Below are 26140 nucleotides of genomic sequence, written 5' to 3' on the forward strand. Positions count from 1 at the left end.
CACTCTGACCCATCCCGAACTCAGTCGTGAAACGCAGCTGCGGCGAAGATAGTGAGGGGGTTGCCCCTTGTCAAAATAGCTCGATGCCAGGTCCCTATTCAAACCCCCGTCCTCAAGGTACGGGGGTTTTGTTTTTCACATGAATCATAAGGGCTAGGATGGCTTAACTTTGGGAGTATTTCCTAACTATTCTGGACGTTGCAGGGGGCAGAATCATCACCCAAAACCCCTTTCCCCAGTTCAGGAAAGGGAGTTTGGGCTTTATAGGTTTTCAGGGCAAGGGCAGAGCAGGAGGCTACATAGGCTTAGCGGCAGTTACCCCGCGACCAACCCCACTCTTCTACCCCGATGGAGACCTGGGAGCCTTGGCGGGGATTGCCGCCACTGAGGTCAACCAGCGTCACCTCCGTTGCCGCCCGAAAAGCTCCTTTGTAGACGGGCTGACCCTGGGCATTATTTCGATAAAAACGCAGGGTCGATACGGTCGGTTCTACGCCCGATCGCTCCCAGTTGATTTGCGTGAACCGCTGGTTTCTGACTTCAGCCCGGTACTGCCAGCCATTCTGCATGCGCCCGGTACAAATTACTGTCCCCGCTGCCGGGGTGACGGCGGCGGGTAGGGGAGTGGGCTGTACGGCAGGCTGGGCAGCGCTGGTCTGACCGCTGAATTGGATGAAGAACGGTTGACCGTCTAGAGTGCCGTTAGAGGAGATGCTGACGATTGAGTTGTTGGGGCCGTAGCGGATGTTGGCGGGGCCTTGGGCATCGGCGTTACCCGAAGAGGTGATGTTGAGGACGATATCTTCAGCGGTTCTGCGGGTTTGTTGTCCGGCGAAGGCAATGTTGTTGCCGTTAGCCAAGCGGATTGTAAGTTCAGCGCTGTCATCGGGCTGAACCGTGACTGAGGCAAAGGTGATGGGTTGGTTGGGGCGGCCTTGAAGGCCGAAGGTGCCCTGGCCCGATTGAGCAAAGGTATCCACGGTTGCGACCGGGGGCCGGCTGACGCTGTCGTCGGCAATGGTGAAGCGTAGGGACAGGGCCTGGCCATCTAGAGTGCCGCTGCCGCTGATAGAGATCAGTGTGGAGTCTTGGTAGCGGACGGTGAAGGTGCCGGTGGCGTCGGCCCCACCGGCGCTGGTCAACCGAATCTGGGCTTCCCCGGTGCTGCGGCTGACTACCTGACCATTCCACCGCTGCAGGTTGCCATCCGTCAGGCGCAGGGTGATCTCGGCCTGTTGGTTGGTGGTGGTGACGGTGGCAAAGGTAACGGTTTGGCTGGGACGGGTGCCAATGGTGAGGGTGCCTTCGCCTTCGCCCACCAGGTTCAGGGGGGCTTGTTGGGCAATAACGGTGGCGGTGGAGAGGGGCACATTTGCCTTAACAATCTGAGGAGTGCTGATCACTGGAACGGCAGCGGCACAGACCAAAGCTGAATATGCCAAGATTGAGCGAATTTTCATTGTTGATAACCTTTCGACAACTGCTGAGCTATTTATATAGCGTCTTGCTTTGCGCTGGCTGCTAATTCTTAACGTACTGCAAGCCCTCAATAGTTGGTTGTTGTACTGGTTGCGAACAGCCTAGATGCCAAGCGCTACGGTACCTTAGCAAAACCTTATATGAAACAGATAAATCCGAAACAGATAAGCTGAACCTGGTGGAGGCGTTTGAGGTAGGACGGGGTAGACGAAGTATTGTGCCGCACCCGTGAGCAACTGATGCTGGGGGCCAGCCAGATTAAGGTAGCCGTTGGGGATGGAATCTACTCTAAATAATTGAAGACCCTGTTAATAACGTGACTGTGATTATGAAAGACGGGGTTCTCTTTAAAAAAATTCTGTCCTAGCAATGACGGTCTGATGCCTTTCTTCTGATGTTTAAGAAAGGCGATGTTGAGTCTATTGACTTATCTGGCTTCTCGCGCAGTTTGAAGCGGTGGGTCGCCCGGCAAAGCGATCGACTACCCAGCCCAGGATATGCACCGCTGTATCTTCGCGAGCGTCGTGAGACGAACCGGGATAGCGAGCAAACTGTACATCTTCTCCGGCCTCACAGCGGCGGGCGACCTCCGCTTCGCTCAGCTCTATAGGAATCAACGGGTCGGCAGTGCCGTGGGCAATGAGAATTGGTACGTCAATCGGGGCATGGGGTGTATTTTCCTTAAACAGGGTGCTCCATGGCTCGGTCTTGAGGATGTCTACACTCAGGTATTGCTCGGGTGTCCGCAGACTATCTTTCACTCGCAGAAAGCCCGCCAATGCCGTAAAGCAGGGTTCAATCATGCGGTCAAAGTTTCTTCGTTCCTCAGGTCGGATGATCGCATCGAGCTGGGCATCCGCATAAACCGTATCCCAAGCCGCGAAGACTAGACCCAGAAAGATGCCGCCAGCAGGTTTGTCTAAGTTAAATTCGACAATGCCGCGCAGATCGATGGCGGGTGCCGATGACGCTGTGCCCAATAGTGTTAGCTCAGGGGCGTAGTCTGCTGCTATCTGGGCTGTCCAGAGGGAACTATTGCCGCCTTGAGAGGCACCCCACACCACAAAACTATTCCCTGCGTTGACTTCAGTGATGTGGCGGGCGGCCCGCACTGAGTCGAGCACGCTCTGTGCTGCCACGGTGCCCACCATATAGGGGTGAGTGCCGGGGGTGCCGAGCCCTGGATAATCTGTGATTGTCACCACAAACCCTTCGGCCAGCATGCGGTCAATGATAGGGGTTTGTTGGTAAGGGTCTTTGGTGTGGCTGACGCCACACTCTGGCCGAATGCCGGTTGTACCGTGAGCCCAGGTGATGATATTACGGGGTTTAGTGCTCGTGCCAGCAGGGGCGACAACGGTGCCGGTGACGGCGATCGCATCTCCCTCTAGATCCGTCGATAGGTACATGACCCGCCATGCCTGGGCTCCTTCAGGTAGACGGCTCGGCAACGGTTCTTGGCGAAGGATGGTGCCGGGCTTACCCTGGGGCAGGGGCTCGGGTGGGGTGTAGAAGGCCGATGGCGTTTGGGGTGTTGCGGCGCGGTAGAATTTGAACAGAAATGCGATCGCGGCCCCGATACCCATAATAAAAAGGGTTGCAGCCAAGAGAACAATCCACCGGTTGGGGCTGTTCCAGGTGTTGGTAAGTCTCGTGCGCATGTAAGGGCTTAATGGGGAGCGATCGCAGCCATCTCGGCAATAGAATCGATTGTGTACCTACGCTTATCTCTCGTCAATGGGGCCTGGGTAGAGGAAAGACCCCTGAAAGACAATAAACCCCCGAATGCCTGACAAATCCGAGGGTCTCATCTACTCAATAGATGCATCGATCAGTTAGAGCGCTGACGCTTTTGTAGGGCAGCCAGCATTTGCTGTTTGACGGCCTCTGCCCAAAGGCTAAAGTCTTCACGATTTTTTAGAGCTTCGCGGGCTGATTTAGGCGAATGGGTAGACGATTGTTGTGATGTTAAAGAGGCCATAGCTGTACGCAGAATTGTTATACCTCTGATATAACAAATCCCCGCAGAACTTGGCCTGACCGATATGCAATCGCTGCATCGTCTGGGCTGAGTCCTGCATGAAGCCTCAAGTTTAGTTCGCTTGCTGACGTTTCTCGGCCTCGTTGAGGGCCATGGCCTTGTTGGCAGAGTAGGTCTCTACACGGTCTTGGGCGATAGGATAGCGATCGTCTTCGGGGGGAACTTCAGCCATCAGATCTGAGGCTCGTTGCCAACGTACCGCTAGGTCAAGCCAATCGGAGGCGGTAGTGGCAGACTGGCCGTCTTCTACAGATTGTTGGGCAATGCGCACCGCCAATACGAAGGGGTCTTGCCCCGCTGGCGCGGATGAACTGGGTGCGGCGGGCTCAGGGGCGGTGCCGAGCGATCGCAGACCTAGGTCAACCCCCAGCCAGTCTTTGGTCGCCCAGCCTACCAGCAGCAGCAGCAGTGCCAGACTGGCTCCGCCGATCAGCCCTCGCCAGAAGGCGCTGCGGCTAGAGACTGGTTTTTTCTGATAGACATCGTCGAGAAAGGGGTTGCGCTGGCGGGGTGCCCGCAGCTCTCGCCATAGCCGCACCACTGGGTTGGGGCGCTTAAGCACAATCGGCTCTGACCAGAGCAGACTCTTGCCTGGGTTGCGCTTAATTTCATCGAGCCAGAGCAGCTGATGCTCTTGCACAATACGGCTGTTGATGTTGACCCGACTAATGCCTCGTGGGCTGATCGATTCAAGCACTTGGCGCACCTCGTCGATCACCGATTCTTTGGGTAGGGCATCGGCGGTGGGTGCTTCAACTAGCAGTTGCAGTACCCCATTGTCTTGGATAGCGCGGGTGCGGATGCTCTCTTCGGCAAAGTGCTCATTTAAAAGCTGAATGATGGCAGCTACACTCCCCTGGCGAGCCTGAAAATCGATGTCATCAATGGTTGGAGGCATGACTCAATGTTGCGGAATGCCACGGAATTCCGCAGCACGGTGCATATAAACGTCTGATCATCGCATTATATCAACCGCCGCTGAAGGCAGAACGTTCTATATCAGAGTTGAAGGTATTTGAGCTGAGGATTACCCACTGGTTAAGCCTACCAATGCCTAACGTAGAACCTAATCCAGGTGACTTTGGAGCGTTACCAATAGGCAGCGAATCGGTTTGGGTCGGTTCATGGGCAAAGCTACAGTAGATGCTTAAAGCGTTCTTCTGACCCCAGCTGTTTGACAGCGGCCTTGATATCTTGGGTGCGATCTTTGCGCACAATCAGAGTGGCGTTGCCGTCGCGCACGATCACCACATCCTCTAGGCCAATGGTGACCACCACCTCCTCAGGGTCAGCTGAGTAGACAATGCTACCCTCAGTGTCGAGGGCCACATGGGTGGCCAGGTCTACATTTTTGTCACCGGGCTGCTTGAGCAGACGCTCGACGGCGTTCCAGTCGCCCAGGTCATCCCAGCCAAAGGTGACAGGCATGACGTAGGCGCGATCGGTGTGCTCCATGACGGCATAGTCGATGCTGAGCTTTTCTAGGCTGGGGTAGGCGTCGATGCCCTGACTGATCAGTGCTTGCATTAGCTTTGGGGCATGGTTTTTTAGCTCGTTGACCATGACCCCGGCGGGGAAGATAAACATGCCGCTGTTCCAGCTGAAGCGGCCGCTGTCGATGAAGGTTTGGGCAGTGGAGGCGTCGGGCTTTTCGGTAAAGCGGCTGACGGCGTAGGCGCTGAGAGAGTTGTAGGTGCCAGCGCTGTCACCCTGCTCGATGTAGCCGTAGCCGGTAGCGGGGTAGGTAGGGGTAATGCCGAGGGTGGCGATCGCCCCCTTGGCGGTGGCCGCTGCTGCTGCTGCCGCTAAGGTTTCGCAGAAGGCGTCCTGGTCGGCAATCCAGTGATCGGCGGGGAAGAAGCCCACGATGGCATCATTGCCGTAGCGCTGGACTACTTCTAGGGTGGCCCAGGCCACTGCTGGGGCCGTGTCGCGCCCCACGGGTTCGACCAGCAGGTTGGTGTCGGGTAGCTCGGGTAGCTGCTCGCGCACTCGGTCTGCTAGGTGAGATGCGGTGATCACCCAGAGATTTTCCCAGCCGTCAGCTAGGCTCAGCAGGCGATCGGCAGTGGCCTGGAGCAGGCTGCGATCGCTGCCGTCGAGACATAGAAACTGCTTGGGGTTGGCCAAGCGACTCACGGGCCAGAATCGCTCACCTTTACCCCCCGCCAAAATAATCGGAATCATTGTCGGCATAGTAGGTTTCCTAGGTGTCTTACATAGCACTCTGGGGATAGCGTTTCCCTGGGGCCGGGGCTACTGCTATGTTGGCCTAGGCCATCTCACCAAAGTGGCCCAATCCTACCCCGGGGCAGACCAGATCAGGCTATTGTTCGCTTAATATTGATTAATACATCAACCTGCTGCGAAGTTTTGAGGGAGTCTCGGCCAGGTGCGCTGGTGCTGTTGCCCAGTGACCTGAGCCCTGTGTCTCCATCGGTTTGATCTAGAAGCACACTCTAGGAGCTAGACCGAGAGGGGTTCAATCTAGACGAGCCAGCTCTATAGGAGCCAGAGCTACAACCGTGCTGCTGAGCAAGGTCGTAACAGGAGCTATGGTGGTACAGCGCAGCGGCAAGTTAGCAGGTATCTATGACGACCCCTCTCAAGCAAGTTGACTCTAGTGTGCTCCCGCCATTGCCCTCTGATACTAGCGAGTCATCGGCTGGAGAGCCCTGCGAATCTCAGGTAGATCACGCTGCTGTTCTACCATCTCAAACCCCAGCCAAGGCCACCCGCCGCTGGGTCAACTCGCTGCTGTGGGGTAGCCTGTTTGTGGGCACCGCTGCTGCCTCTGCGGTGCTTGGTGCTGTAGTAGCGCTGACCGTACCACTGCCTTCATCTCTGGGGACGACAGCCAGCCGACCAGCTAGCTTTGGTGACCTGTGGCAGTCGGGGTTTCGTTATCAGGTCACCCGCCCGGTCAATATCTTGGTCATGGGCATCGATGAAGTGCTTGAAGCCCAGCCAAACTCTGAGGAGGTGTTTGCGGGGCGCACTGACACCTTGCTGCTGGTTCGGGTCGATACCGCGACGGGGCGTCTCAATGTGATGTCGATTCCTCGCGATACGCGGGTGCAGATACCGGGCTTTGGCATGGATAAGATCAACCAGGCCAACGTGCTAGGGGGGCCAGAATTGGTGGCCCAAACTATTGGCTATAATCTGGGCAACATTCCTATCGATCGCTATGTGCGGGTCAACACCGCCGCCTTTCGTGAGATTGTCGACCTAGTGGGGGGTGTTGAGGTCAATGTGCCCAAGCGAATGGAGTACACCGATCGCACTCAGGGGCTCTACATTGACCTCTACCCCGGTTGGCAAACCCTCAATGGTGACCAGGCCGAGCAGTTTGCCCGCTTTCGCCAGGAGAATGGCGATATCGGTCGAGTGCAGCGCCAGCAGATGCTGCTGCGGGCACTGCGAGAGCGGTTGACTAGCCCAACGGTGATTCCTAAGCTGCCCCAGGCCATTCGGGTGGCGCTGCGCTATGTCGACACAAACCTGACCCTAGAAGAAATGCTGGCGATCGCCAACTTTGGCCTCGAACTAGAGCCTGACCAGCTGCAAATGGTGATGCTGCCAGGCCGCTTTAGTACCGCGGCTGAGTTTAATGCCAGCTACTGGCTGCCCGATTGGGATGCCTCGGCCAGCGTGGTGCAAGATTTCTTTCAAACCGGCAGTGTTGGTGTCTACGCCGATGGCGTAGGAGGGCGCTATGTGGCAGATCTGGCGATCGCCGTCCAAGACGCCTCGGGCAACCCCGACCAAGCCACAGCAGTAGCTACCTATCTGCGCGACAATGGGTTTAAAAATGTCTATCTGATTGATAACTGGGCTGGCACCCTAGCTCAGACTGAGGTCTTAGCTCAGCAGGGCGATATTAACAGCGCTCGCATGGTGGAGTCACTGCTGGGTGTGGGGCGCGCCCGGGCCGAGTCTACTGGCGCTCTGGGGTCTGATATCACTATTCGCGTGGGCCGAGACTGGGCCGATCAGAGCGATCGAGATACCAATGCCTCGTTCCAATAGTCTATGGCCGAGAGCCGGGTGGGGTCTGCTCAGAGAAATGCCACCGCCATACGTACCGTAGTTTCCCATGTTTGCTGAGGGGCTACAAACAGAAGATTTTCGCCAGTATTAAGGGCATTGCGGGGGGCTGTCCAGGGCTCTAGACAGTAGTAGTCTTTGCCCTTTACAGTCCAAAACACCAGTTTGGTGTAGTCTGCGCTCCACGATACTGTTAGGCGGCGTCTCAGATGGTGGTCAGTGACCGTAGCGGCCGGGGCGGTGAGCTGCTGAAAGGCTAGGTCAATTTCGTCCTGCTCAAAGTCAAAGCTGCCGTCAAAGCCCTCGACTTCACCGGTAAGGTGGTTGCGAAACTCCGTAGCCGGAATCTCAAACTCAAGCTGAGATTTGTCTTCAACCAAAAAGTAGGGGTGCAGCCCCGTGGAAAAGGGCATGGGCGCATCGGCCAGGTTGGTAAATTGCTGCTGCAATTCTAAGATGTGGCCCTTGAGCTTGAAGGTAAAGGCCAGCTTAAACGCAAAGGGATATTGGGCCAGGGTGGTCTCGTCACTGGTCAGCTCCAGGGTTAGGCTGGCGGCCTCAGTGACCCCTTGGTGGGTCACCTGCCAGGGTAGGTCGCGGGCAAAGCCGTGCTGCTTGAGGTGGTAGGTCTGCCCTTCTAGGCTGTACTGGTTGTTGGGCAGGTTGCCGCAGATGGGAAACAGGATGGGGATGCCGCCGCGCACCGAGAGGCTGGGGTCGGCAAAGCGATCGCGGTCAAAGTAAAAGATGTCCTGACCTTCTACTACCCACTGGGTAGCTAGGCCGCCGCGATCGGGCACTAGCTCCAGGCGAGCATCAGCCTCTGTATCCGACAACACATAGGTGGGCGAAGAGTCTGCTTTTAGAGCAACGGCAAACACAGGACAACCTCGGAGCAGTATGCCTAGACGTTACCACAGCGATCGCCTCCTCGCAGCGGCTGCGCCTTCAACCCGGCAAGCTACCCCAGGCAATGCGGGTTGCCTGGGGTTAACGCTGGCCCAAAAATGGCTTCAGTTGGTCGCCATTGCCACCGGGCTGGGAGGTAAAACATCGGCCCAATCGGCCTGGTCGAGGGCATCATTCTGGGACGGGGAGAGAGCGGCGAGTTCTTTTCCTTCCAGATCTTCTTCGCCCCAGAGGTGAGGCAGGGACGAACCGGCGTAGAGAGATTGTGCAGTGCTGTCCGGCACGGCTTCAGAACGCAGATCTGCCTCAGCACCACCCTGGCGCTGGGGCGGCACTGGCTTAAACTCTTGCTGCTGGGGCGACACCTTAGTGCCCCAGTCTGGCAGAGCTTCTTCAAACTCAACCTCTATCTCGGGTAAGACTCCAGGTTCAGACACCTCAGTCAGGGGGGCAGCGCCTTCTGGTACTACCGGCTGATTGTCCGGATTCTCCGTAGCCGGGAGGGGCACAGCCTCTGGACTGGTTTTTAGCTCCACTGGCACGATGTCTGCATCGTCGGGGGAGACAAAGGAACCACCCGGATCGCTAACGGTTTCTGGAGGTACCTCTGGAGCCTTCAGATCGAGGACAATCGGCGACTTGAGAGGCTGGTCAAACTGTGACGACGCCTGCTCAATGCGCTGGAGCACCGCCTGACTGGCTGACCCAGTGAGGGCTTTAGGGCGAGAATCACGCACCTGCACGGGCACCAGCTCGACTCGCATCTGGTCGTCTTTGAGGGCTACTTTGAGCACTGCCGAGTCTTGGTTTTCGATAGGCTCGTCGGGATGAAAGACAAAGTCACCTAGGGAGTAGGCAATGGGCCGGCCCTTATAGATTTCTCCCCCCTGAATGACGGTGGGGTGGTAGCCCACCACCACATCTGCCCCCTGATCGATGGCGAGGCGAGCCAGGTTGGTCTGCATAAAGTTGGGCTGCTCGCTGAGGTGGTCTACCCAGCGAAAGTTCACCACAATCCAGTCAACCTCGGGACGCAGAGCCTGGATGTCGGCCACGATTTCGGGCATGTTTTGGGCGTTGAAGCCAGCTCGCTCTTTAAAGGCGACGGCGGTTTTGAAGGTTTCAAGTTCCTTCGCGATCGCCTGGTCGTTGGCCCCGGCCCGTTCTCTGAGAATGCTACCGTCGTGGGCGGCGTTGTTGCCCCCCATGGCGTAGCTCAGGTAGGCGATGCGCTTACCCTTGACGTCGAGCACCTCGGGTCGGCGCGCTTCTAGGGCGTTGCGTCCAGCCCCAATGCGGTACAGCCCTCGGCTGTCCAGGGTGGTCAGGGTTTCGTCGAGCCCGGCGGTGCCGTAGTCCATCAGCCGGCTGTGGGTGAGGTTGACAATGTCTACCCCGCTGTTGACCAATAGGTCGGCGGCCTCGGTACGGTTTTGGTGGCGCAGTTCTTCTTGCAGGTTGGTGGCGGCGGAGGCTAGGGGGGTGGCCAGATTGACTAAGGCCAGATCGGCTTGGCTGTAATCGGCGACGTCAGCAAAGAAGCCTCCCGGCGCAGTGAGTGTCTCTGGCGCGATATCGTCTAGGGCAATATCGCCCCCAAACAGCAGGGTGACATCGCTAGAGGCGGCTGCCGTTGCCTTTTGATGGGTGAGCACCCCCACCGGCTCTAGGGCGGCATCGACAACGGTGGGGCGGTCAGCTACGGCTTCGGCGGGAGCCGCAGGGGACGTGGCCAAGGCTGGTATGGCTGCGCCTGGATCAGTCTTGCCAGCGGCTGACTCGGCGCTGCGTGGCGACACCTCGCCCTGGGCCTGGATCTGGGGCAGAGTAGGGGTGGCCCCAGACAGGATGGTTTCTAACAGACAACCCATAACAAAGGCTGCTACCGCAGAACCCGATAGCACAAAGGTGCGCAGCGATTGCAGGCGCTCGCGCGTCAGCTGTTTGGCCGCTGGGTTTGACGGAGCAGGACGGTGGAGTCGGGGGGGCAGGGGAGTAGGCGATCGCCTCGATGGGGCCTGGGCGGCTACCCCGGCCCGACGCTGCTTAAGGGCCGGGGTAGAAATCTTGATGCGCTGTTGCCACAGCACCCGGCGGTGACCGAGGGGGCGAGCCACGACGCAGATGCCCTCAATTAATTCTGAGTTGAGGAGCCAGACTCGGTGGCAGAGAAACCGCAACAGGTGGTCTTTGATGGGTGGTTGCTCAAACTCTACCACCAGCCCTAAACAGCCTGGACGATCGGCCAGCACCTGCACAAAAATGCCGTGGGGGGCCAGGGGCTGGTTGAGCCATAGAGCAATGTCGCGAAAGTAGCCCGCCGCTGCCCGCGATCGCACCGCAGAGAGATCAATCTGCGGCACCGACGGCAAAGGCCGAGGCTGGGGAGGAACAACCGCGCTAATCATAGGATGTGCAGACTTGAAAAGACAGCAAGGTCAAGTGTGGCCGTACCCAGTCTGCGGTGACAAAACCAAAGACCGAAACCGCCGCGGCAGATGCGATGCCCCAATCATAGTTCACAGTCAGGAGGGCGACACACTTGCAGCTAGACCATCGCTCTACTCTATCTCCACGACCAGGTGTGCGCAAAGGACGATCGTCCGTTTTGCCCCTCTGGCTACAGACCCGGCAGCGGCTTCCCCATAATGTTGCTCTAAATCTGCTAATCTCTTAGTTTTTATTGACCCTTGCCCATGGCTATGCCCCCCCTCAGCGGTCGCGATCTGCTCAGCCTCAGCGACCTCACCGCCCAGGAATTGCAAGACCTGCTAGCCTTTGCCGCCGAGCTCAAGGCGGGCAAGCAAAATCCTCAGTTTCCCAACAAGGTATTGGGGCTGCTGTTTCGCAAGGCCTCGACCCGCACTCGCGTCAGCTTTTCGGTGGCTATGTACCAGATGGGGGGGCAGGTGCTCGACCTGCACTCGGGGGTGACCCAGGTGGGCCGGGGCGAGCCCAATAGCGATACCGCGCGGGTGCTCGATCGCTACCTCGACGTGGTGGCCATTCGCACCTTCGACCAGGCCGAAGTTCAAGAATTTGCCGACTACGCCTCCATACCGGTGATCAACGCCCTGACCGATCTGGAGCACCCCTGCCAGATCTTGGCCGACCTGCTCACCATCCAAGAAAAATTTGGCGACCTGGCAGGCCTGACCCTCACCTATCTAGGAGACGGCAACAACGTCGCCCATTCTTTGCTGCTGGGCTGCGCCATGGTCGGTATGAATGTACACATTGCTGGGCCAGAGGGGTATGCGCCCGACCCGACGGTCGTCGCCCAGGCCAAAAGCCTGATGCAGGGCGACGGCAAAGTGCTGATCACCACCGACCCAGAGCTGGCGGTCAAAGATGCCCAGGTGCTCTACACCGACGTGTGGGCCAGCATGGGCCAAGAGTCTGAAGCGAATGAGCGCCTGCCGCTGTTTCAGCCCTATCAGGTCAATGACGCCCTGCTGGCCCAGGCCAGTGCCGATGCCATGGTGCTCCACTGTCTGCCCGCCCACCGGGGTGAAGAGATCACCCACGCGGTAATTGAAGGCCCGGCCTCCCGCGTGTGGGATCAGGCAGAGAACCGGATGCATGCGCAGAAAGCCCTGCTGGCGAGCGTTTTGGGATGACGGGGAGGAGTTTTGAATTCAATTGCTAGCGCAATATTCAAAACTGAAAACTCACCTTACCGCCTACGTTCCTGCAATTTACGATAGACAGCTTTTACATCGACGCCGTGGTGGGCCATGGCCACGAGGGTGTGGTAAAAGAGGTCGGCGACTTCTCCTGCGATCGCATCTCCGTCATCATCTTTACAGGCCATCACGACCTCGGCGGCTTCTTCGCCAATTTTTTTGAGAATTTTGTTGTCGCCCCCGGCCAGCAGTTTGCAGGTATAGGAGTCGGGGTTGGGATGGTCTCTGCGATCGCAGATCACCCCAAACACCTGGGATAGGGTATCGGCTGGTGGCGCAATTTTGCCGCCATCCACCTGGTGAAAGCAGCTGCGCTCCCCGGTGTGGCAGGCAATGTCGCCGACCTGCTCAACGGTCACCAGCAGGGCATCACAGTCGCAGTCGTAGCGAATCGACCGCATCCGCTGCACATGGCCCGAGGTCGCCCCCTTGTGCCAAAACTCCTGGCGCGATCGGCTCCAAAACCAGGTTTCGCCGCTGTCTAGGGTTTTTTGCACTGCCTCGGCATTCATCCAGGCCATCATCAGCACGGTGCCGTCGAGGTGGTCTTGCACAATGGCTGGCACCAACCCCTGGTCGTTGTAGCGAATGCGATCGACCGGCACAGCGGTGGCAAAGGGTGAGACCTGAGAAGTAACCATGACATCGAGCAGCGAAACAATCTCCTCTACTCTAGTACTTTGCTGCCCCTGTATATATCTATGGCCATAGCTATGGGTACAGCGATAGCCATTACGCCGAGGACGCCGATGCTCAGCCCTAGCAAGACCTAGGGCAGCACAACGACATAACTGAAACATATGCCAGGAGGCGGGCTTGAACCGCCGACACGAGGATTTTCAGTCCTCTGCTCTACCAACTGAGCTATCCCGGCTTGGGAGCGCAAATTTCAGCGCTCACTTAAGATAGCAAGCCAGTGTCCCCTATGACAAGCGCAGACCAAAAAAAACTGGGGTGGCCGACTGCCCAAGGGATAATTTGCCCTGGGCAAAGCCTCGCCAGCTCCTACTGCACTTCTCTCAGGCGGGCCACCTTTAGATAAAACTGCCCCGTACCCTGGCCGGCATAGGATTGCACGCGCACGGTATAAGAGCCCGCCTCACTGATGCGGGCAAACAGGAGAGAATTGGTGGTGCCATCGGGGCCATCGTCATTTTCGCCGACGGTGACGCCATCGCTATTCATCAAGATCACTAGGGTGTCAAACTCATCAGACACCACATCGATCGCTACCTGGTCACCGGCCTCTAAATTGACCGTATAGTCACGGGCAAAGCCGCCAACCCCGGTAGGGATGTCGCGACTGCTAAGGGCGTCATTTACCTCGCGGGATGTAGGGAGCGGAACAGGCGTATACACCAGAGTCTGCGCATTGACCTTGACTGAGGTAAGTGCCAGGGTCGTCAACGCCAGGGGGAGCAGCAGGCCGCGCCGAAGGTGAAGGTGCATAGAGTCAGAGGTAAGGGGAAACAAATTTGGCCGTTGAATGCGATTTTGAGACCATTATGGCCCAAATCATAGAATTGCTTGGGTAACTAAAAAAGTCTACACATACCCCTTAGGTACTGGTCTCAGCTACTAGATGCTCAGCCCTAAAACTGAAATAGACGCCTCGGTTCGCGGTTTCGTTGCTACACTCACAGACGACCAACCCCCAGGTTTGTAACCCTTGTCTACGTCGGAGCGCCGTTACCATCGTTCACCGCCGTCAAAGCCGTCAAAGACCAAGAAGGGTAAACGGCGGCGAGTCTCCCGTCGCCCTAGACGGTTGATGACCCTGGCGCTGCTGAGCAGTACGCTGCTGTTGCTAGCCTTTCGGAGTGCCAGTGAGTACTGGCGACCGCCGGTAGAGTTTGCTCAGCGACCCGTGGGGCAGATTGTCAACCGGGCCGAGGTGGCCACCGGCATTCGCCAGATTCAGACCGCCAATGGACGCCCTACTCTCTCACCCCTGCCCTTAGCCGAAGAAGTCTGGACCTGCGAGGTGGTAGTGATTGGCGGCACCCTGGGGGGGGTGTCAGCCGCATCTCACGCTATGAAAACTGGCGTTACCACCTGTTTAATTGAGCTGACTCCTTGGCTGGGGGGGCAGATGAGCTCTCAGGGGGTGTCGGCCATTGATGAGTCGCGGGCGATGCGATGGCGACGAAACTTTTCCCCCAGTTGGGAGTCGCTGAAGGCGCTGATTAAACGCCAGCCAGTGTATCTGCCCACCTGGACGGGGCTGCCCGCTGAGAAGACGGTAGAGCAGGTCAATAGCTGCTGGGTGGGCGAGCTGTGCTTTACCCCGCGTGCCGGGGCCACTGCTGCTGAAATGGTGATGCGTGAGGCTGCGATCGCATCACCCGATAGCCGCTGGGCCACCTCCACCGCCTTCAAAGGGGCTGCCTTTGACTTCTCGGGCCGCTACGTGACCGCGATCTACGGCGTCAAGCGCATTCCCTACGATGCTGACTATGTGCCCACCGGGCGGCTCTCCCAGGAGCTAGCGAGCTGGTATGACTGGTCTGACGATGCGACCTACAACAAAATTCCCATTCGCCTACAGCCGCCGCCCAATCGATCGATGATCGTGATCGACGCCACCGACACCGGTGAGCTGGTGGGCTGGGCCAACCTGCCCCACCGTCTAGGGTCTGATGCTCAATCTTTCACGGGGGAGGTCAATGCCCCGCCCAAAGAAAACCCCGACTGCACCCAGGCCTATACCTACCCCTTTGTGCTGGCTACCCTCAACGATAAAAACGAAAGCCTAAAAGCCCTGCAAAAGCTAGAGCCAGCCCTCTCCCGAGCTGACCACCGCAAGGAGTTTGACCTAGAAGGCTTTGCCTTCTTTAACTTTGGCAGCGTGTTTAACTACCGCCGCATTGTCAGCCAGCAGCCTGGGGCAGGAAACATCAACATCACCCGCCCTGGGGAGATGACCCTGATCAACTGGAACAAGGGCAACGATTGGCACTTTATGGATCCACCCTTGGTGTTTGGTGAGGAGGATATTCGCCTCTCGGGGCAGCAGCAAGACTGGATGGGCGGCCTGTCGGTAGAGTCGCTCTATCAGGGCGAGCTGCACGCGCTGATGTTTGCCGAATGGCTAATGGAAACCGAAGCCACCAACAAACTACCGCTGACCCTGCTTAAGGGTGGCGACGCGCCCCTGGGCACCCAGTCGGGCCTCAGCATGGTGCCCTACATTCGGGAGGGGCGGCGCATTTTAGGTCGCCCGGCCTACGGCCAAGATAGCTTTATGGCGGTAGAGGCCGACCTGCGCGAAGACATGACGGGTGGCCGCAACTTTAGCGCTACCGCTGTCGCCCTAGCCCACTACGACATTGACATCCACGGCTGCCGCTACCGGTCGTGGCGGCCCTCCTACGAGGCGGCGGGGGCCAGCATCAAGGAGTTTGTGGTGCGCCCCCTGCAGATTCCCCTAGAGGCGTTGGTGCCCCAGGGGGTCGACAATGTGCTGATTGGCGGCAAGAGCATGGCGGTCAGCCACATCGTCAATGGGGTGACGCGGGTGCACTACGGCGAGTGGAGCGTGGGCGGGGCCGCTGGGGCAACAGCGGGGTGGCTGCTACGTCATGCCCGGCCCTACGACCTGACCCCGGCCCAGGTGGTGGTGACGGGGCAGATGCCTGCGCTGCAAGCGTTTTTAGTGGAGCAGGGGCTACGGTTTACCTGGTGATACCCGTTCAAGGGTGACGGTTCATTGTGATGGCTGGATGCGAAGCCGGCTATCAAGATTCAATTTGACTCCGGAGCAGATGCCTGGTGCCTGCGGAGCTGGGATGGTGAGGTGACCAGTTTGGAGTCTGAAATGGCCTGAAATGACTATGACGCTAAGAATCGGGATCTGTAGGGGAGAACCAAGGATGGATGAGATGGGCTGGCAGCGATGGTTCAAGGGGCTGGGGCGATCGCTATCTCTGCTGCTTTTACTGGGCTTGGTCGGCTGTGCTATCCCCCAGATCAAGGCTGAAGACCGGCTGTTTTTGCCCGTCAGCGCTGACCTGCTCGATGTCTATACCCTGCCGCCCCAAGCGTTTGAGGGCACTACCGTGGGCGGGCTGTCGGCCTTGGCCTACGATCGCCCCCGCGATCTGCTCTACGCCCTGTCTGACGATCGCGGCCAGTTTGGCCAGTCGCGGTTTTATACCCTAGCCCTGCAAATTGCTGGAGCCGCCAGCCCCCGTTTTGACTCGGTAGCTGTCACTGGCGTTACCCTCCTCAGTGACGACGAGGGCAACCCCTATCCCCAGGGCTACCTTGACCCTGAGGCTATGGCTCTGTCGCCCCGCGACACCCTGTTCATCGCCAGCGAGGGAGACGCCCGCCGCGATGTGCCGCCGCTGCTGGGGGAGTTTGACCGCGCTACGGGGCAGCTGATTTCCACTCTGCGGATTCCCGATCGCTATTTGCCCGATGGTGCCGATGCCCAGACCCAGGGTGCACAAAATAACCTGAGCTTTGAGTCGCTGGCGATCAATGCTGCCCCAGGCACAGCGGGCCAGATCGAGCCTTTTCGTCTGTTTACCGCCACCGAGTCGGCTCTGGTGCAAGACTACGACGACAACCCCGCCCAGCCGCTGAACAGCCGGTTTTTGCACTATCTGGTGGGTGAAGACCAGGCGACGCTGATCGCTGAGCATCGCTATTCTCTCGATCTAGAACCCAGCGGCGCGGTGGTCAACGGGTTGACGGCTTTGGTAGTGCTGGATCAGGGAGGCCACTTCTTGGCCCTAGAGCGCAGCTTTGGTCTGCGAGGCTTCACCGCCAAACTCTACCAATTGGCCACAGGTGGTGCGACTGATACCTCCACTATCCCCAGTCTGCGGGGCGATGTCTCCGGCAGCTCGCCTATTCGCAAGCAGCTGGTGCTCGATTTTGCCGATACGCCCTTAGCGATCGATAACCTGGAGGGCATGACGTTGGGGCCGCGCCTGCCCGATGGCAGCCAGAGTTTGCTGATTGTGAGTGATAACAACTTTGAGGGCGTTCGCGCCACCCAGCTGATTTTGCTGCGTTTGCAAATGTAGGGCTGCGATCGCGCCCAAACACGGCACACAAACGTAGGGTCTGTGGGCAATGCCCATGCCCACAGACCCCAAAGATGTTGCGCTATCGCTCCTAGCAGCAATTACAGAGCAGCTGATTAGCTAGCTGCACTGCCGATCGCCCCTTTGAGCGCCGCAATGCCCTGCTCGACGCTGGCCCACAGGCCCATGTCAGGCTCGGTACCGGCTATTTCGCGAGTGCCAACAAAGTAAAGCACGCCTTTGAGCACCTCTTGGTGAGCCCGATTTTCAAAGTTCACTTTGTTGAGCGGCTCCATGGCATCTTGCAGCGTATCGCTCAGGGTTTGACCGACTTTGTGCAGCACCAAACCCGTCATTACCTGCTGGTGCTTCAACAGTTCAAGCTGAAAAAACTTGTCGTAGAGGGACAGGTCTGCACCATTCATCATTTTGTTGACGGACTCAGCATGCTTTTGGGTGATGTCGCGCGGCTGTGCTGTAGAGCCTAGTTTAGTAGCAGCTTCTTCAATGTTGCTAAGGTTGGCGCGATCGCTCTTGAGCATCCCTTCCAGACGCTCACGAATGGTGCTGTCGCTGGTGGTGGCCATGAGCTTTTGCTCGCTGTCAATTAAGACATTTTGAAAAAGTTTTAGGTCAGCAAGCTTGGTGGCTAAGGTGGTCATGTCAGTCATTAGATCTATCTCCTAACTGGGCGTTTGATACTGTTTCATTACTCATGGCTCTCATGATTCCGTAAGAATTAAAGAACACCCTCTCTCTTCGGAAAGGTTCGAGTCGAAAGTAACTTGCCCACCCACCCAAATCCTCCTCGTAGCAGACCAGCCTATCTCCCCCGGTTGCTACGATAGCTGTAGCCTTTTAACTAGAGGAAATCATCGCCCATGTGTGGACGGTTTAGCCTCAATAAAACCGGTGATGATCTGGCTGATGTCTTTGGGCTTCAGCCTACTTCTCCCGTTGTTCCCCGCTACAACATTGCCCCTAGCCAGCCCATTGCCACGGTGGTTGCTACCGCCGAAACCCCAGAGCCCCATTTCGACTTTCGCCTCTGGGGGCTGATTCCTAGCTGGGCCAAAGATCCTTCGATCGGCAGTCGCCTGATCAACGCCCGCGCCGAAACCGTGGCTGAGAAACCCTCCTTTCGCGCTGCCTTTAAGCGCCGCCGCTGTCTGATTTTGGCCGATGGATTTTACGAGTGGGAAACCGTGCCGGGGCAGAAAACCAAGCAGCCCCACTACATTTTTCTCAGAGACCATGCGCCCTTTGCCTTTGCGGGCCTGTGGGAGCACTGGGCCGACCCGGTCAGCGGTGGCGAAATTCAAACCTGCACCATTCTCACCACCGCCCCCAACGAGCTGATGGAGCCGATTCACACCCGCATGCCGGTGATTTTGGCCCCCGACGACTATGCCCCCTGGCTGGACCCCGATTTTTATCAGCCGCCGCTGCTTCAGGCTATGCTGCGCCCCTACGACGCCGACGCGATGGATCGCTACCCGGTCTCAACGGTGGTGAATAAGCCCCAAAATGACACCCCAGACTGCATGGCCCCGTTAGAATCTGCTGAGGGCACACTGGAGCCTTAAGCGATACCAATCGTCCCTGTCAGTTGTCGGTGACAAACCGGGCGATGAAACTCAGGAGTCCTTCTCTGAGCAGGCTTGACGGGACAAAATTCGTCGCTATGCTTTGTAGCCATGGAGGACGCAGCACCGGGTGGTGAGATATGAAGCGCAGGGCACGATCATTAGTTCTGGGTTTATTGGGGGCAATGGCGACGGCTTACCTATCCGCTGGCGCGATCGCACCCATGCCAGCGAATGCAAACTCTACGATGGTGCGCCCCCGCACTGGCGGGCAGCTGTACGTACAGCGAGTCGCCACTCTGCGGGCTGGCTATCTGTACAGCCGCATTCCCCCCAGTACCTTTGCTGACCAGTGGCAGACGGCTGTGCCGCAGCCCACCTACCAAGATTGGCAGAGCCTGCTCGCCTACGAGGCAGCGCTGATGGCCAGCCGCCAGGGCCAAAGCCCGCTGACGGTGCTGGTAGGCGACTCGATCTATCTGTGGCTGCCCCAGGAACAGTTGACTGGCGATCGCCTCTGGCTCAACCAGAGCATCTCTGGCGAAACTACGACCCATGTGGTGCGACGGCTGACCTATTTTGCCTCGGTGCGGCCCCAGACCATCTATGTCATGGCTGGGGTTAACGACCTCAAAAATGGCGCTGACCCCAGAATAGTGGTGTCAAATCTAGAACTCACGGCCCAGCGTCTGAAGATGCAGCACCCCCAGGCTCGCATTGTGGTGCTGTCGATCTTGCCTACTCGGTTGGCCAATATTCCGCCGCCTCAGGTGCGGTGGGTCAATCAGCAGCTGGCGATCGCCCTCCAGCGGCGCCAAGTCGAGTTTCTCGACCTACAGCCCGCGTTTATGGATGGTCAAGGTCTATTGCGCACCGACCTAACCACCGATGGTCTGCATTTAAATTCCCAAGGCTATAGCCTGCTGGCGGGTTATCTGCACTAAGGCACCGGGGCTTCAAAGGTTTTGACTCCGTTCAACCCTCGCAGCCTAGGACACTATTAAAAGGGTTTGCCCTTCTCGTTTCGCTGCCGCTGAAGGGCCTCTTCGTACCACTCCAGTTCGTCCAAAAAAGAGCCCAGCCGTTTGATCAATGATTCATCCTGGGGCTCCCCGTCAGCATTGAGGGCAGCGGTGATTTTTGAGATCGCAAACATTGAAGAAATGGTTGGCATGCCCATCTCGCCTAGCATTACCCGCAGGTGAACAGCAGCCCGCACCCCACCAAAGCCGCCTACCGAGTACGACACAATCCCCGCCGGGCGAAAGTAATACTCTTCCAGGAAGTGATCCATCAGATTGCTCAGCCCCGGCTGAACCGAGTGGTTGTATTCGCCCGTCACCACCACAAAGCCATCGGCGGTGCGAATATGCTCGGCTAGCTCCTCCATTTTGGCCGGAGCCTGGCCGGGTTCGTGCTCTTTATACATGCGATCGAGCTGGCCAAAGTCGTACTCTAGGGCATCGGCAAAAACGGTGCTGTGACCGCGCTGAGCTAGCTGATCTAGCAGAAACTTTGCCGCTCGAATACCGTTGCGATCGCGTCGGTAGGAACCATAGAAAACCACTGTTTTGAATGCCATCTCAATCAACCTCAATCACAACTCGGGTCTGACTAGGATCACCGCCTCATCCTAATTCCCAAACCTTAATGTTCAGTGAGACGATCGCCCTGGGAGTGAGCAGCCGTCCCCGATCTAGCCCTGTCCCTACCGCACCAGACGAGGATACAACCGCCCGCAAAAGGCGATCAGCACCGCCGCCACACCCACCAAAATTGAAAGGCTCAGCCCCAGGCTGTAGCTGCCTGCCGGTTCTACCAGCATCAGCTGGCGCAGGGCATCGACCATGTAGGTCAGCGGGTTGAGGCGCGACACCACCTGCAACCAGGCGGGCATGATCTCAATTGGGTAGATCGCATTGCTGGCAAAAAACAGCGGCATCATCATCAGCTGGCCGACGCCCATCACCCGTTCGTGGGTCTGCGCCCAGCAGGCGACAATCAGCGAAAAAGTGGAAAACAGCGCCGCCCCCAGCATGACTACCAGGGCCACGCCCAGAATCGCCAGGGGGCTCCAGTTAATGCCCACCCCCATGAGTGCCGCCACGATATAGATGATCACCAGCTGCGACAGACAGCGCACCCCGGCTCCGATCGCCTTGCCCAGCACCAGAGCCGACTTGGGCGCAGGGCTGACCATCAGCTTGTGCAAAATCCCTAGATCCTTTTCCCAGATCACCAGCAGCCCGGTGAAAATCGACATGAATAAAACGCTCTGGGCGAGAATGCCCGGTGTCATAAAGTCGATGTAGCTGAGATTGCCGGTGGGAATGCCGCGCACCTGGGTAAACACCTGGCCAAAAATCGTCAGCCACAGCACCGGCTGCACGGCGCGGGTAAACAGCTGAATCGGGTCATGGCGCAGCTTGCGAATTTCGAGTTCGGCAGCGACCAGGGCCTTGGCAATAAATTCTTCCACCGGGGTGGTCACTCGGCTAGGCCTAGCCCAGCCGTTGAGCGGTGCGGCGTGTGGTTGACGTGTCACGGTAGCTTCCTTCGGTTTCAGTACTGAGCGAGTTGCGGGTGTAGTGGATGAACACGTCATCCATCGTGGCTTCAGAGGCGGCTTCAGGCTGGGGTACGGTGGCCTTGAGGGCGGCGGGGGTGCCGATCGCCACCTGCCGACTCTGGTAGAGCATGGCAATGCGATCGCACAGCACATCGGCCTCTTCCATAAAGTGGGTGGTGAGAAACACCGTGGTGCCGTAGTCGTGCCGCAGCTGCAAGATTAGATCCCACATGGTTTTGCGGGCCACCGGGTCGAGCCCCACGGTCGGCTCGTCGAGAAACAAAACCGGGGGGCGGTGCAGGGTGGCCTGGGCCATCTCCAGCCGCCGAATCATGCCGCCGGAGTAAGTATTCACCAGGTGATGGGCTACCGAGTCGAGCCCCACATAGTGCAGGGCGGCGTGGATGCGATCGAGCCGCTGCCGCCGGGGCACCCCGTAGAGCTTGGCCAAAATCAGCAGGTTTTCGTAGCCGGTCAGGGTGCCATCTACCGAGAGCGCCTGGGGCACGTAGCCAATGCTGCGCTGCACCCCGGCGGCCTGGCGGCCAAGATCAAACCCGGCGATCGCGGCCCGGCCACTGCTAGCGGGCAGCAGGGTGGTGAGCATTTTGATCAGCGTGCTTTTGCCCGCCCCGTTTGGCCCCAGCAGGCCAAAGACTTCACCGGGGGCCACGGTCAGGGAAAAGCCATCGACCGCTGGTTTGGTGCCGAAGCGTTTGGTGAGTTCTTGAATGTCAATCATCTAGGTTAGGGGTGGGTGGTGGATGGGTGGATGAGTTGGGAGTGGATGAGTGGGGCTTGAAGGCAATTGGGTGAGTGAGGTTCTGTCTTGACCAGATCCGATCTCCCCAAACACTCGCGGTCAAAAACTTACTCATCACCCCCCTTTTTAGGGGGCAGGGGGGATCTCCAGAGAGCATTTTTCTCGCATAAAAGTTTTTGGGTAAGACTTACTCCCTCAAATCTTCTTGCCCCAAGGCCAGGTCGTTACCCAACCTCTCATCAAACAGACCGCCCAAGATCGCCAGCCCGGCCTGCACCTGTTGCAGGTCGGCGGCGGACAAGCCCATCAGGCGATCGGCCACTGTTTGCAAGGTCGCGTCGTAAACCCGCGCCGTCTCTGCGGCCCCCTCAGGGGTGAGGGTGAGAATGATGCGCCGTCGCTCAACGGGATCGCCAATGCGGTTTACCAACCCCCGCTGCACCAGGCGCTCGACCATGGCCGACATGGTGGGGCGGGTGACATCTAAATAGTCAGCCACTTCAGAGAGGGAAGACTGCGATCGCCGCCGCAAAAAATACAGCACCCGCAACTGCGACAGCGACAGATGGGGCTTGCCGTGGCTGCGAATGCCCGCCCGTAGAAACCTGGTCACCGCAGGCACCACGGCCATGACGTCGATCGCACACTGGCTGGGGGTAAGGGTAATCAACGGCAGCGTGACCTGGCGACACAATAGTTAGTTCAGCTAATTGTTAGTTTAGCTTAGTAATTTCAAATTGTGGGCAGGGGAGTAGGGCGTCAACCCAATCATTTAAGGCCCGCAGGAGTGGCTTTAATAGGGCTTTAACCATGGATTCTCAATTTGTTGTCAGCAGAAAAACCTGCCGATCCCTCGATCTTTTGGTCGGTGGTTTATAGATCCTCCAAACCTGGTAGATTGTCTTGGTATCGGCAAAACGAATGAAGCATTGCTATGAAAGTCCTGGTAATTGGCGGCGACGGCTATTGTGGCTGGGCAACTGCCCTGCATCTTTCCAACCGTGGCTACGAAGTCGGGATTCTTGATAGTTTGGTGCGTCGCCACTGGGATGCTCAGCTTCAGATCGATACGTTGACCCCCATTGCCCCCATTCAAGCCCGCCTGCAGCGGTGGAAAGATCTCACCGGCAAGCATATTGATCTCTACGTGGGCGACATCAATAATTACTCCTTTTTAGAGGAGACCATGCGGTCATTTGAGCCGAGCGCTGTCGTACACTTCGGCGAACAGCGATCGGCCCCCTTCTCGATGATCGACCGCGAGCACGCCGTGCTCACCCAGGCCAACAACGTGCTGGGCAACCTGAATTTGCTCTACGTACTGCGCGACCACTTCCCCGAGTGCCACCTGGTCAAGCTGGGCACCATGGGCGAGTACGGCACCCCCAATATCGACATCGAAGAGGGCTACATCACCATTGAGCACAATGGTCGCAAAGACACCCTGCCCTACCCCAAGCAGCCCGGCTCGTTTTACCACCTCAGCAAGGTGCACGACTCCCACAACATTCACTTTGCCTGTAAGGTGTGGGGCCTGCGGGCTACCGACCTCAACCAGGGCGTGGTCTACGGCGTGCTCACCGAAGAGACTGGCATGGATGAGCTGCTGATCAATCGCCTCGACTACGACGGCATTTTTGGTACGGCCCTCAACCGCTTCTGTGTGCAGGCGGCGGTAGATCACCCCCTGACGGTCTACGGCAACGGCAGCCAGACCCGCGCCTTTCTCGATATTCGCGACACCGTGCGCTGTGTGGAGATTGCGATCGCCAATCCCGGTGACCCCGGCATCTTCCGCGTCTTCAACCAGTTCACCGAGATGTTTAGCGTTGGCGAACTGGCCCTGATGGTGAAGAAGGCTGGCAACACCATGGGTTTCGATGTGGAGATCAATCACATTGACAACCCCCGAGTTGAGGCCGAAGAGCACTACTTCAACGCCAAAAACACCAATCTGCTAGAGCTGGGTCTACAGCCTCACCTGCTGTCTGACTCGCTGCTTGACAGCCTGCTCAACTTTGCCGTTAAGTACAGAGATCGCGTCGACAAGACCCAGATTTTGCCCACGGTTAAGTGGCGGCGCGACTAGCTAGAAGCGGGGTAAAATCGCACTGTGATTTTGCCCCGCCATCGGGTGATTTTTTACTTTCAATTATCTTCTTTAGCCCCCTACGATTGTTATGCGGATTGCTCTCTTTACCGAGACCTTTTTGCCGAAAGTTGACGGCATTGTTACCCGTCTTAAGCATACGGTCGATCACTTGCAGCGCCAGGGTAACCAGGTATTGGTCTTTTCTCCTGATGGGGGGCTGCGAGAGCACAAGGGGGCTAAGATTCATGGGGTTTCTGGGTTTCCTCTGCCGCTGTACCCAGAGCTTAAGCTGGCGCTGCCGCGACCTTCCATTGGTGAAGCACTAGAAGCGTTTCAGCCTGATCTCGTCCATGTCGTCAACCCGGCAGTCCTCGGGCTGGCGGGCATTTACTACAGCAAGACGATGGACTTGCCGCTGGTGGCGTCGTACCACACCCACCTGCCCAAGTACCTAGAGCACTACGGTCTGGGCATGCTCGAAGGGGTGATGTGGGAGTTGATCAAGGCGATGCACAACCAGGCGCAAATCAACCTGGTCACCTCTACCGCTATGCAGGCTGAGCTGTCAGAACACGGCGTAGAGAATATCGAAGTGTGGCAGCGGGGCGTCGATAACGAGCTGTTTAGGCCAGAGTTGGCCAGTGCTGAAATGCGCGATCGCCTCTCCCAGGGCCACCCCGAAGCGCCGCTACTGCTCTATATCGGTCGCCTCTCTGCCGAAAAAGAAATTGACCGCATCAAACCCGTGCTCCAGGCGATTCCCGGTGCGCGGCTGGCGCTGGTGGGCGACGGCCCCTACCGCGCCGAGCTAGAGGCCCACTTTGAAGGGACCTTCACCAACTTTGTTGGCTACCTGGGGGGTGAAGACCTCGCCTCTGCCTACGCCTCCGCCGACGCCTTCGTGTTTCCCTCCCGCACCGAGACCCTGGGCCTAGTGCTGCTAGAGGCCATGGCCGCAGGCTGTCCGGTGGTGGCCGCCAACTCCGGTGGCATTCCCGACATTGTCACCGATGGCGTCAACGGCTTTCTCTTTGACCCGCTAGATGCCTCAGGGGCGATCGATGCCACCCGTCGGTTGATTGAGGCCAAAGCCGAGCGCGAACTCATGCGCCGCAATGCTGTGGCCGAAGCAGAGCAGTGGGGCTGGGCAGCGGCCACTCGGCAACTACAGCAGTTCTACCGGCAGGTGCTGGCCCAGCGATCGCTGCCCATGGCGGCCTAACCAGGCGCTCTCTAGTAGGTGGCGGCTTTACTAGACCCAATACCGAATCCTATCCCTGTCTTGGCGGTTGTACCGATCGCTGCACAGCACTCAAGCCCACCTCAGCCCCCAGGGCCAGCAGCGCCACCGGCACTGCCCCTACCAGCAAAATCGCTGGGTCATAGACGGCAAACCCCAGCACAATAAAGGCCCCCAGACCCCCTGCTCCGACAAAGGCGGCTAGGGTAGCGCTGGCGATCACTTCCACGGTGGCGGTCTTGATGCCCGCAATCACCACCGGCAGCGCCAGAGGAATCTCCACCTGCTTGAGAATGGCGGCGGGGGGCATGCCCATGCCCGTGGCCGCTTCTCGAATGGCGGGGCTAATGGTGCGAAAGGCCACGTCAGTGCTGATCAAAATCGGCGGCATCACCAGCAGCGTCAGGGCTAGCACCGCTGACCAAAAGCTTAAGCCTAGAAATGGTACCGCCAAAAACAGCACCGCCAGGCTAGGAATCACCCGCAGGGCGTTGAAGGTATTTAGCATGACCGTGGAGACTAGGGGCGATCGCGCACTCCACCAGCCCAGGGGTAGCCCCGCCACGAGCCCAATGGCCAAGGGCACTGCCACCAGCAAGAGATGCTGCTGTAGGGCCGTCAAAACGCGATCGCTGTTGTCTAACGTGTACTGATAGGCGGTTTGCAGAGTTGGCAGCATAGGACGGCGA

23 protein-coding genes, 1 tRNA gene and 1 rRNA gene are annotated in these 26140 nt (G+C 58.1%); 9 read left to right on the top strand and 16 right to left on the bottom strand.

Annotated elements, in window-relative coordinates; genetic code table 11:
* Nucleotides 1–92, top strand: a 5S ribosomal RNA gene (gene rrf, locus AC0QKW_RS20805); the annotation flags it as partial.
* A 213-nt stretch (nucleotides 93–305) separates the two neighbouring features.
* Here the strand turns inward: rrf and AC0QKW_RS20810 are convergent.
* The 5 genes from AC0QKW_RS20810 to AC0QKW_RS20830 form a co-directional block, all read right to left on the bottom strand.
* Nucleotides 306–1460, bottom strand: coding sequence for a hypothetical protein (locus AC0QKW_RS20810; protein WP_473153017.1), 1155 nt, complete (start codon nucleotides 1458–1460; stop codon nucleotides 306–308).
* 438 nt (nucleotides 1461–1898) lie between these two features.
* Nucleotides 1899–3086, bottom strand: coding sequence for an alpha/beta fold hydrolase (locus AC0QKW_RS20815; protein ID WP_473153018.1), 1188 nt, complete (start codon nucleotides 3084–3086; stop codon nucleotides 1899–1901).
* Between the two features lie 224 nt (nucleotides 3087–3310).
* The gene (locus tag AC0QKW_RS20820) at nucleotides 3311–3460 is read right to left on the bottom strand and encodes a hypothetical protein (protein WP_473153019.1); all 150 of its coding nucleotides are present in this window, start codon (nucleotides 3458–3460) and stop codon (nucleotides 3311–3313) included.
* A 112-nt stretch (nucleotides 3461–3572) separates the two neighbouring features.
* Nucleotides 3573–4418 (bottom strand): hypothetical protein, encoded by an 846-nt coding sequence (locus AC0QKW_RS20825; RefSeq protein ID WP_473153020.1) that lies wholly within the window; start codon nucleotides 4416–4418, stop codon nucleotides 3573–3575.
* 236 nt (nucleotides 4419–4654) lie between these two features.
* Complete coding sequence (locus AC0QKW_RS20830; RefSeq protein WP_473153021.1) at nucleotides 4655–5716, bottom strand: mannose-1-phosphate guanylyltransferase; 1062 nt, start codon at nucleotides 5714–5716, stop codon at nucleotides 4655–4657.
* Nucleotides 5717–6112: 396 nt separating this feature from the next.
* Between AC0QKW_RS20830 and AC0QKW_RS20835 the strand changes: the two genes are divergently transcribed.
* The gene (locus tag AC0QKW_RS20835) at nucleotides 6113–7552 is read left to right on the top strand and encodes an LCP family protein (RefSeq protein WP_473153022.1); all 1440 of its coding nucleotides are present in this window, start codon (nucleotides 6113–6115) and stop codon (nucleotides 7550–7552) included.
* A gap of 29 nt (nucleotides 7553–7581) precedes the next feature.
* Here AC0QKW_RS20835 and AC0QKW_RS20840 read toward each other — a convergent pair whose 3' ends face one another.
* Together AC0QKW_RS20840 and AC0QKW_RS20845 are read right to left on the bottom strand one after the other, a co-directional pair.
* Entirely contained in the window at nucleotides 7582–8451 is an 870-nt protein-coding gene (locus AC0QKW_RS20840; RefSeq protein ID WP_473153023.1) for an aldose epimerase family protein, read from the bottom strand.
* 132 nt (nucleotides 8452–8583) lie between these two features.
* Nucleotides 8584–10887: a CapA family protein gene (locus tag AC0QKW_RS20845; RefSeq protein ID WP_473153024.1), complete on the bottom strand. Its 2304-nt coding sequence runs from the start codon at nucleotides 10885–10887 to the stop codon at nucleotides 8584–8586.
* A 294-nt stretch (nucleotides 10888–11181) separates the two neighbouring features.
* Here AC0QKW_RS20845 and argF point away from each other — a divergent pair, with 294 nt between their 5' ends.
* Nucleotides 11182–12099 (top strand): ornithine carbamoyltransferase, encoded by a 918-nt coding sequence (gene argF, locus AC0QKW_RS20850; protein WP_473153284.1) that lies wholly within the window; start codon nucleotides 11182–11184, stop codon nucleotides 12097–12099.
* Nucleotides 12100–12155: 56 nt separating this feature from the next.
* On the opposite strand, the gene hisIE is transcribed toward argF, so the two are convergent.
* From hisIE to AC0QKW_RS20865, 3 genes are all read right to left on the bottom strand, one after another.
* Nucleotides 12156–12806, bottom strand: coding sequence for a bifunctional phosphoribosyl-AMP cyclohydrolase/phosphoribosyl-ATP diphosphatase HisIE (gene hisIE, locus AC0QKW_RS20855; protein WP_473153025.1), 651 nt, complete (start codon nucleotides 12804–12806; stop codon nucleotides 12156–12158).
* 160 nt (nucleotides 12807–12966) lie between these two features.
* A tRNA-Phe gene (locus AC0QKW_RS20860) sits at nucleotides 12967–13039 on the bottom strand.
* A gap of 131 nt (nucleotides 13040–13170) precedes the next feature.
* Nucleotides 13171–13614 (bottom strand): PPC domain-containing protein, encoded by a 444-nt coding sequence (locus AC0QKW_RS20865; RefSeq protein ID WP_473153026.1) that lies wholly within the window; start codon nucleotides 13612–13614, stop codon nucleotides 13171–13173.
* 220 nt (nucleotides 13615–13834) lie between these two features.
* Between AC0QKW_RS20865 and AC0QKW_RS20870 the strand changes: the two genes are divergently transcribed.
* Both AC0QKW_RS20870 and AC0QKW_RS20875 read left to right on the top strand, forming a co-directional pair.
* A complete protein-coding gene (locus AC0QKW_RS20870; protein WP_473153027.1) occupies nucleotides 13835–15850 on the top strand; it encodes an FAD-dependent oxidoreductase in 2016 nt (671 codons plus the stop codon).
* Between the two features lie 187 nt (nucleotides 15851–16037).
* Nucleotides 16038–17201, top strand: a complete 1164-nt coding sequence (locus AC0QKW_RS20875) for an esterase-like activity of phytase family protein (protein ID WP_473153028.1) — start codon at nucleotides 16038–16040, stop codon at nucleotides 17199–17201.
* A gap of 116 nt (nucleotides 17202–17317) precedes the next feature.
* On the opposite strand, the gene AC0QKW_RS20880 is transcribed toward AC0QKW_RS20875, so the two are convergent.
* Complete coding sequence (locus tag AC0QKW_RS20880) at nucleotides 17318–17872, bottom strand: hemerythrin HHE cation-binding protein (protein ID WP_473153029.1); 555 nt, start codon at nucleotides 17870–17872, stop codon at nucleotides 17318–17320.
* A gap of 210 nt (nucleotides 17873–18082) precedes the next feature.
* Between AC0QKW_RS20880 and AC0QKW_RS20885 the strand changes: the two genes are divergently transcribed.
* Nucleotides 18083–18787: an SOS response-associated peptidase gene (locus AC0QKW_RS20885; RefSeq protein ID WP_473153030.1), complete on the top strand. Its 705-nt coding sequence runs from the start codon at nucleotides 18083–18085 to the stop codon at nucleotides 18785–18787.
* Nucleotides 18788–18972: 185 nt separating this feature from the next.
* Nucleotides 18973–19731, top strand: a complete 759-nt coding sequence (locus AC0QKW_RS20890; protein WP_473153031.1) for a GDSL-type esterase/lipase family protein — start codon at nucleotides 18973–18975, stop codon at nucleotides 19729–19731.
* A 56-nt stretch (nucleotides 19732–19787) separates the two neighbouring features.
* Here the strand turns inward: AC0QKW_RS20890 and AC0QKW_RS20895 are convergent, their stop codons facing one another.
* The 4 genes from AC0QKW_RS20895 to AC0QKW_RS20910 all read right to left on the bottom strand — a co-directional run bounded on the left by AC0QKW_RS20895 (nucleotide 19788) and on the right by AC0QKW_RS20910 (nucleotide 22789).
* On the bottom strand, nucleotides 19788–20369 hold the full coding sequence (locus AC0QKW_RS20895; protein ID WP_473153032.1) for an NADPH-dependent FMN reductase: 582 nt from the start codon (nucleotides 20367–20369) through the stop codon (nucleotides 19788–19790).
* Between the two features lie 126 nt (nucleotides 20370–20495).
* Nucleotides 20496–21332 carry an ABC transporter permease gene (locus AC0QKW_RS20900; RefSeq protein WP_473153033.1) on the bottom strand — a complete coding sequence of 279 codons (837 nt, stop codon included), beginning with the start codon at nucleotides 21330–21332 and terminating at the stop codon, nucleotides 20496–20498.
* Nucleotides 21289–22098 (bottom strand): ABC transporter ATP-binding protein, encoded by an 810-nt coding sequence (locus AC0QKW_RS20905; protein ID WP_473153034.1) that lies wholly within the window; start codon nucleotides 22096–22098, stop codon nucleotides 21289–21291. The genes AC0QKW_RS20900 and AC0QKW_RS20905 overlap by 44 nt, the downstream gene beginning before the upstream one ends.
* Before the next feature lie 208 nt (nucleotides 22099–22306).
* Nucleotides 22307–22789, bottom strand: coding sequence for a MarR family winged helix-turn-helix transcriptional regulator (locus tag AC0QKW_RS20910; protein ID WP_473153035.1), 483 nt, complete (start codon nucleotides 22787–22789; stop codon nucleotides 22307–22309).
* A gap of 264 nt (nucleotides 22790–23053) precedes the next feature.
* Here AC0QKW_RS20910 and AC0QKW_RS20915 point away from each other — a divergent pair, with 264 nt between their 5' ends.
* Nucleotides 23054–24208, top strand: a complete 1155-nt coding sequence (locus AC0QKW_RS20915; RefSeq protein ID WP_473153036.1) for an NAD-dependent epimerase/dehydratase family protein — start codon at nucleotides 23054–23056, stop codon at nucleotides 24206–24208.
* Nucleotides 24209–24299: 91 nt separating this feature from the next.
* Nucleotides 24300–25433 (top strand): glycosyltransferase family 4 protein, encoded by a 1134-nt coding sequence (locus tag AC0QKW_RS20920; protein ID WP_473153037.1) that lies wholly within the window; start codon nucleotides 24300–24302, stop codon nucleotides 25431–25433.
* Nucleotides 25434–25482: 49 nt separating this feature from the next.
* Here the strand turns inward: AC0QKW_RS20920 and AC0QKW_RS20925 are convergent, their stop codons facing one another.
* Complete coding sequence (locus AC0QKW_RS20925; RefSeq protein ID WP_473153038.1) at nucleotides 25483–26130, bottom strand: ABC transporter permease; 648 nt, start codon at nucleotides 26128–26130, stop codon at nucleotides 25483–25485.
* Between the last annotated feature and the right edge of the window lie 10 nt (nucleotides 26131–26140).

The organism is Pseudanabaena sp. PCC 9330 (assembly GCF_055795045.1).

Coding starts and splice junctions, on each gene's coding strand:
- AC0QKW_RS20810 (WP_473153017.1), bottom strand. CDS start 1,460: ATGAAAATTCGCTCAATCTTGGCATATTCAGCTTTGGTCTGTGCCGCT.
- AC0QKW_RS20820 (WP_473153019.1), bottom strand. CDS start 3,460: ATGGCCTCTTTAACATCACAACAATCGTCTACCCATTCGCCTAAATCA.
- AC0QKW_RS20825 (WP_473153020.1), bottom strand. CDS start 4,418: ATGCCTCCAACCATTGATGACATCGATTTTCAGGCTCGCCAGGGGAGT.
- AC0QKW_RS20830 (WP_473153021.1), bottom strand. CDS start 5,716: ATGCCGACAATGATTCCGATTATTTTGGCGGGGGGTAAAGGTGAGCGA.
- AC0QKW_RS20835 (WP_473153022.1), top strand. CDS start 6,113: ATGACGACCCCTCTCAAGCAAGTTGACTCTAGTGTGCTCCCGCCATTG.
- AC0QKW_RS20845 (WP_473153024.1), bottom strand. CDS start 10,887: ATGATTAGCGCGGTTGTTCCTCCCCAGCCTCGGCCTTTGCCGTCGGTG.
- argF (WP_473153284.1), top strand. CDS start 11,182: ATGCCCCCCCTCAGCGGTCGCGATCTGCTCAGCCTCAGCGACCTCACC.
- hisIE (WP_473153025.1), bottom strand. CDS start 12,806: ATGGTTACTTCTCAGGTCTCACCCTTTGCCACCGCTGTGCCGGTCGAT.
- AC0QKW_RS20865 (WP_473153026.1), bottom strand. CDS start 13,614: ATGCACCTTCACCTTCGGCGCGGCCTGCTGCTCCCCCTGGCGTTGACG.
- AC0QKW_RS20875 (WP_473153028.1), top strand. CDS start 16,038: ATGGATGAGATGGGCTGGCAGCGATGGTTCAAGGGGCTGGGGCGATCG.
- AC0QKW_RS20880 (WP_473153029.1), bottom strand. CDS start 17,872: ATGACTGACATGACCACCTTAGCCACCAAGCTTGCTGACCTAAAACTT.
- AC0QKW_RS20885 (WP_473153030.1), top strand. CDS start 18,083: ATGTGTGGACGGTTTAGCCTCAATAAAACCGGTGATGATCTGGCTGAT.
- AC0QKW_RS20890 (WP_473153031.1), top strand. CDS start 18,973: ATGGCGACGGCTTACCTATCCGCTGGCGCGATCGCACCCATGCCAGCG.
- AC0QKW_RS20895 (WP_473153032.1), bottom strand. CDS start 20,369: ATGGCATTCAAAACAGTGGTTTTCTATGGTTCCTACCGACGCGATCGC.
- AC0QKW_RS20905 (WP_473153034.1), bottom strand. CDS start 22,098: ATGATTGACATTCAAGAACTCACCAAACGCTTCGGCACCAAACCAGCG.
- AC0QKW_RS20915 (WP_473153036.1), top strand. CDS start 23,054: ATGAAAGTCCTGGTAATTGGCGGCGACGGCTATTGTGGCTGGGCAACT.
- AC0QKW_RS20920 (WP_473153037.1), top strand. CDS start 24,300: ATGCGGATTGCTCTCTTTACCGAGACCTTTTTGCCGAAAGTTGACGGC.
- AC0QKW_RS20925 (WP_473153038.1), bottom strand. CDS start 26,130: ATGCTGCCAACTCTGCAAACCGCCTATCAGTACACGTTAGACAACAGC.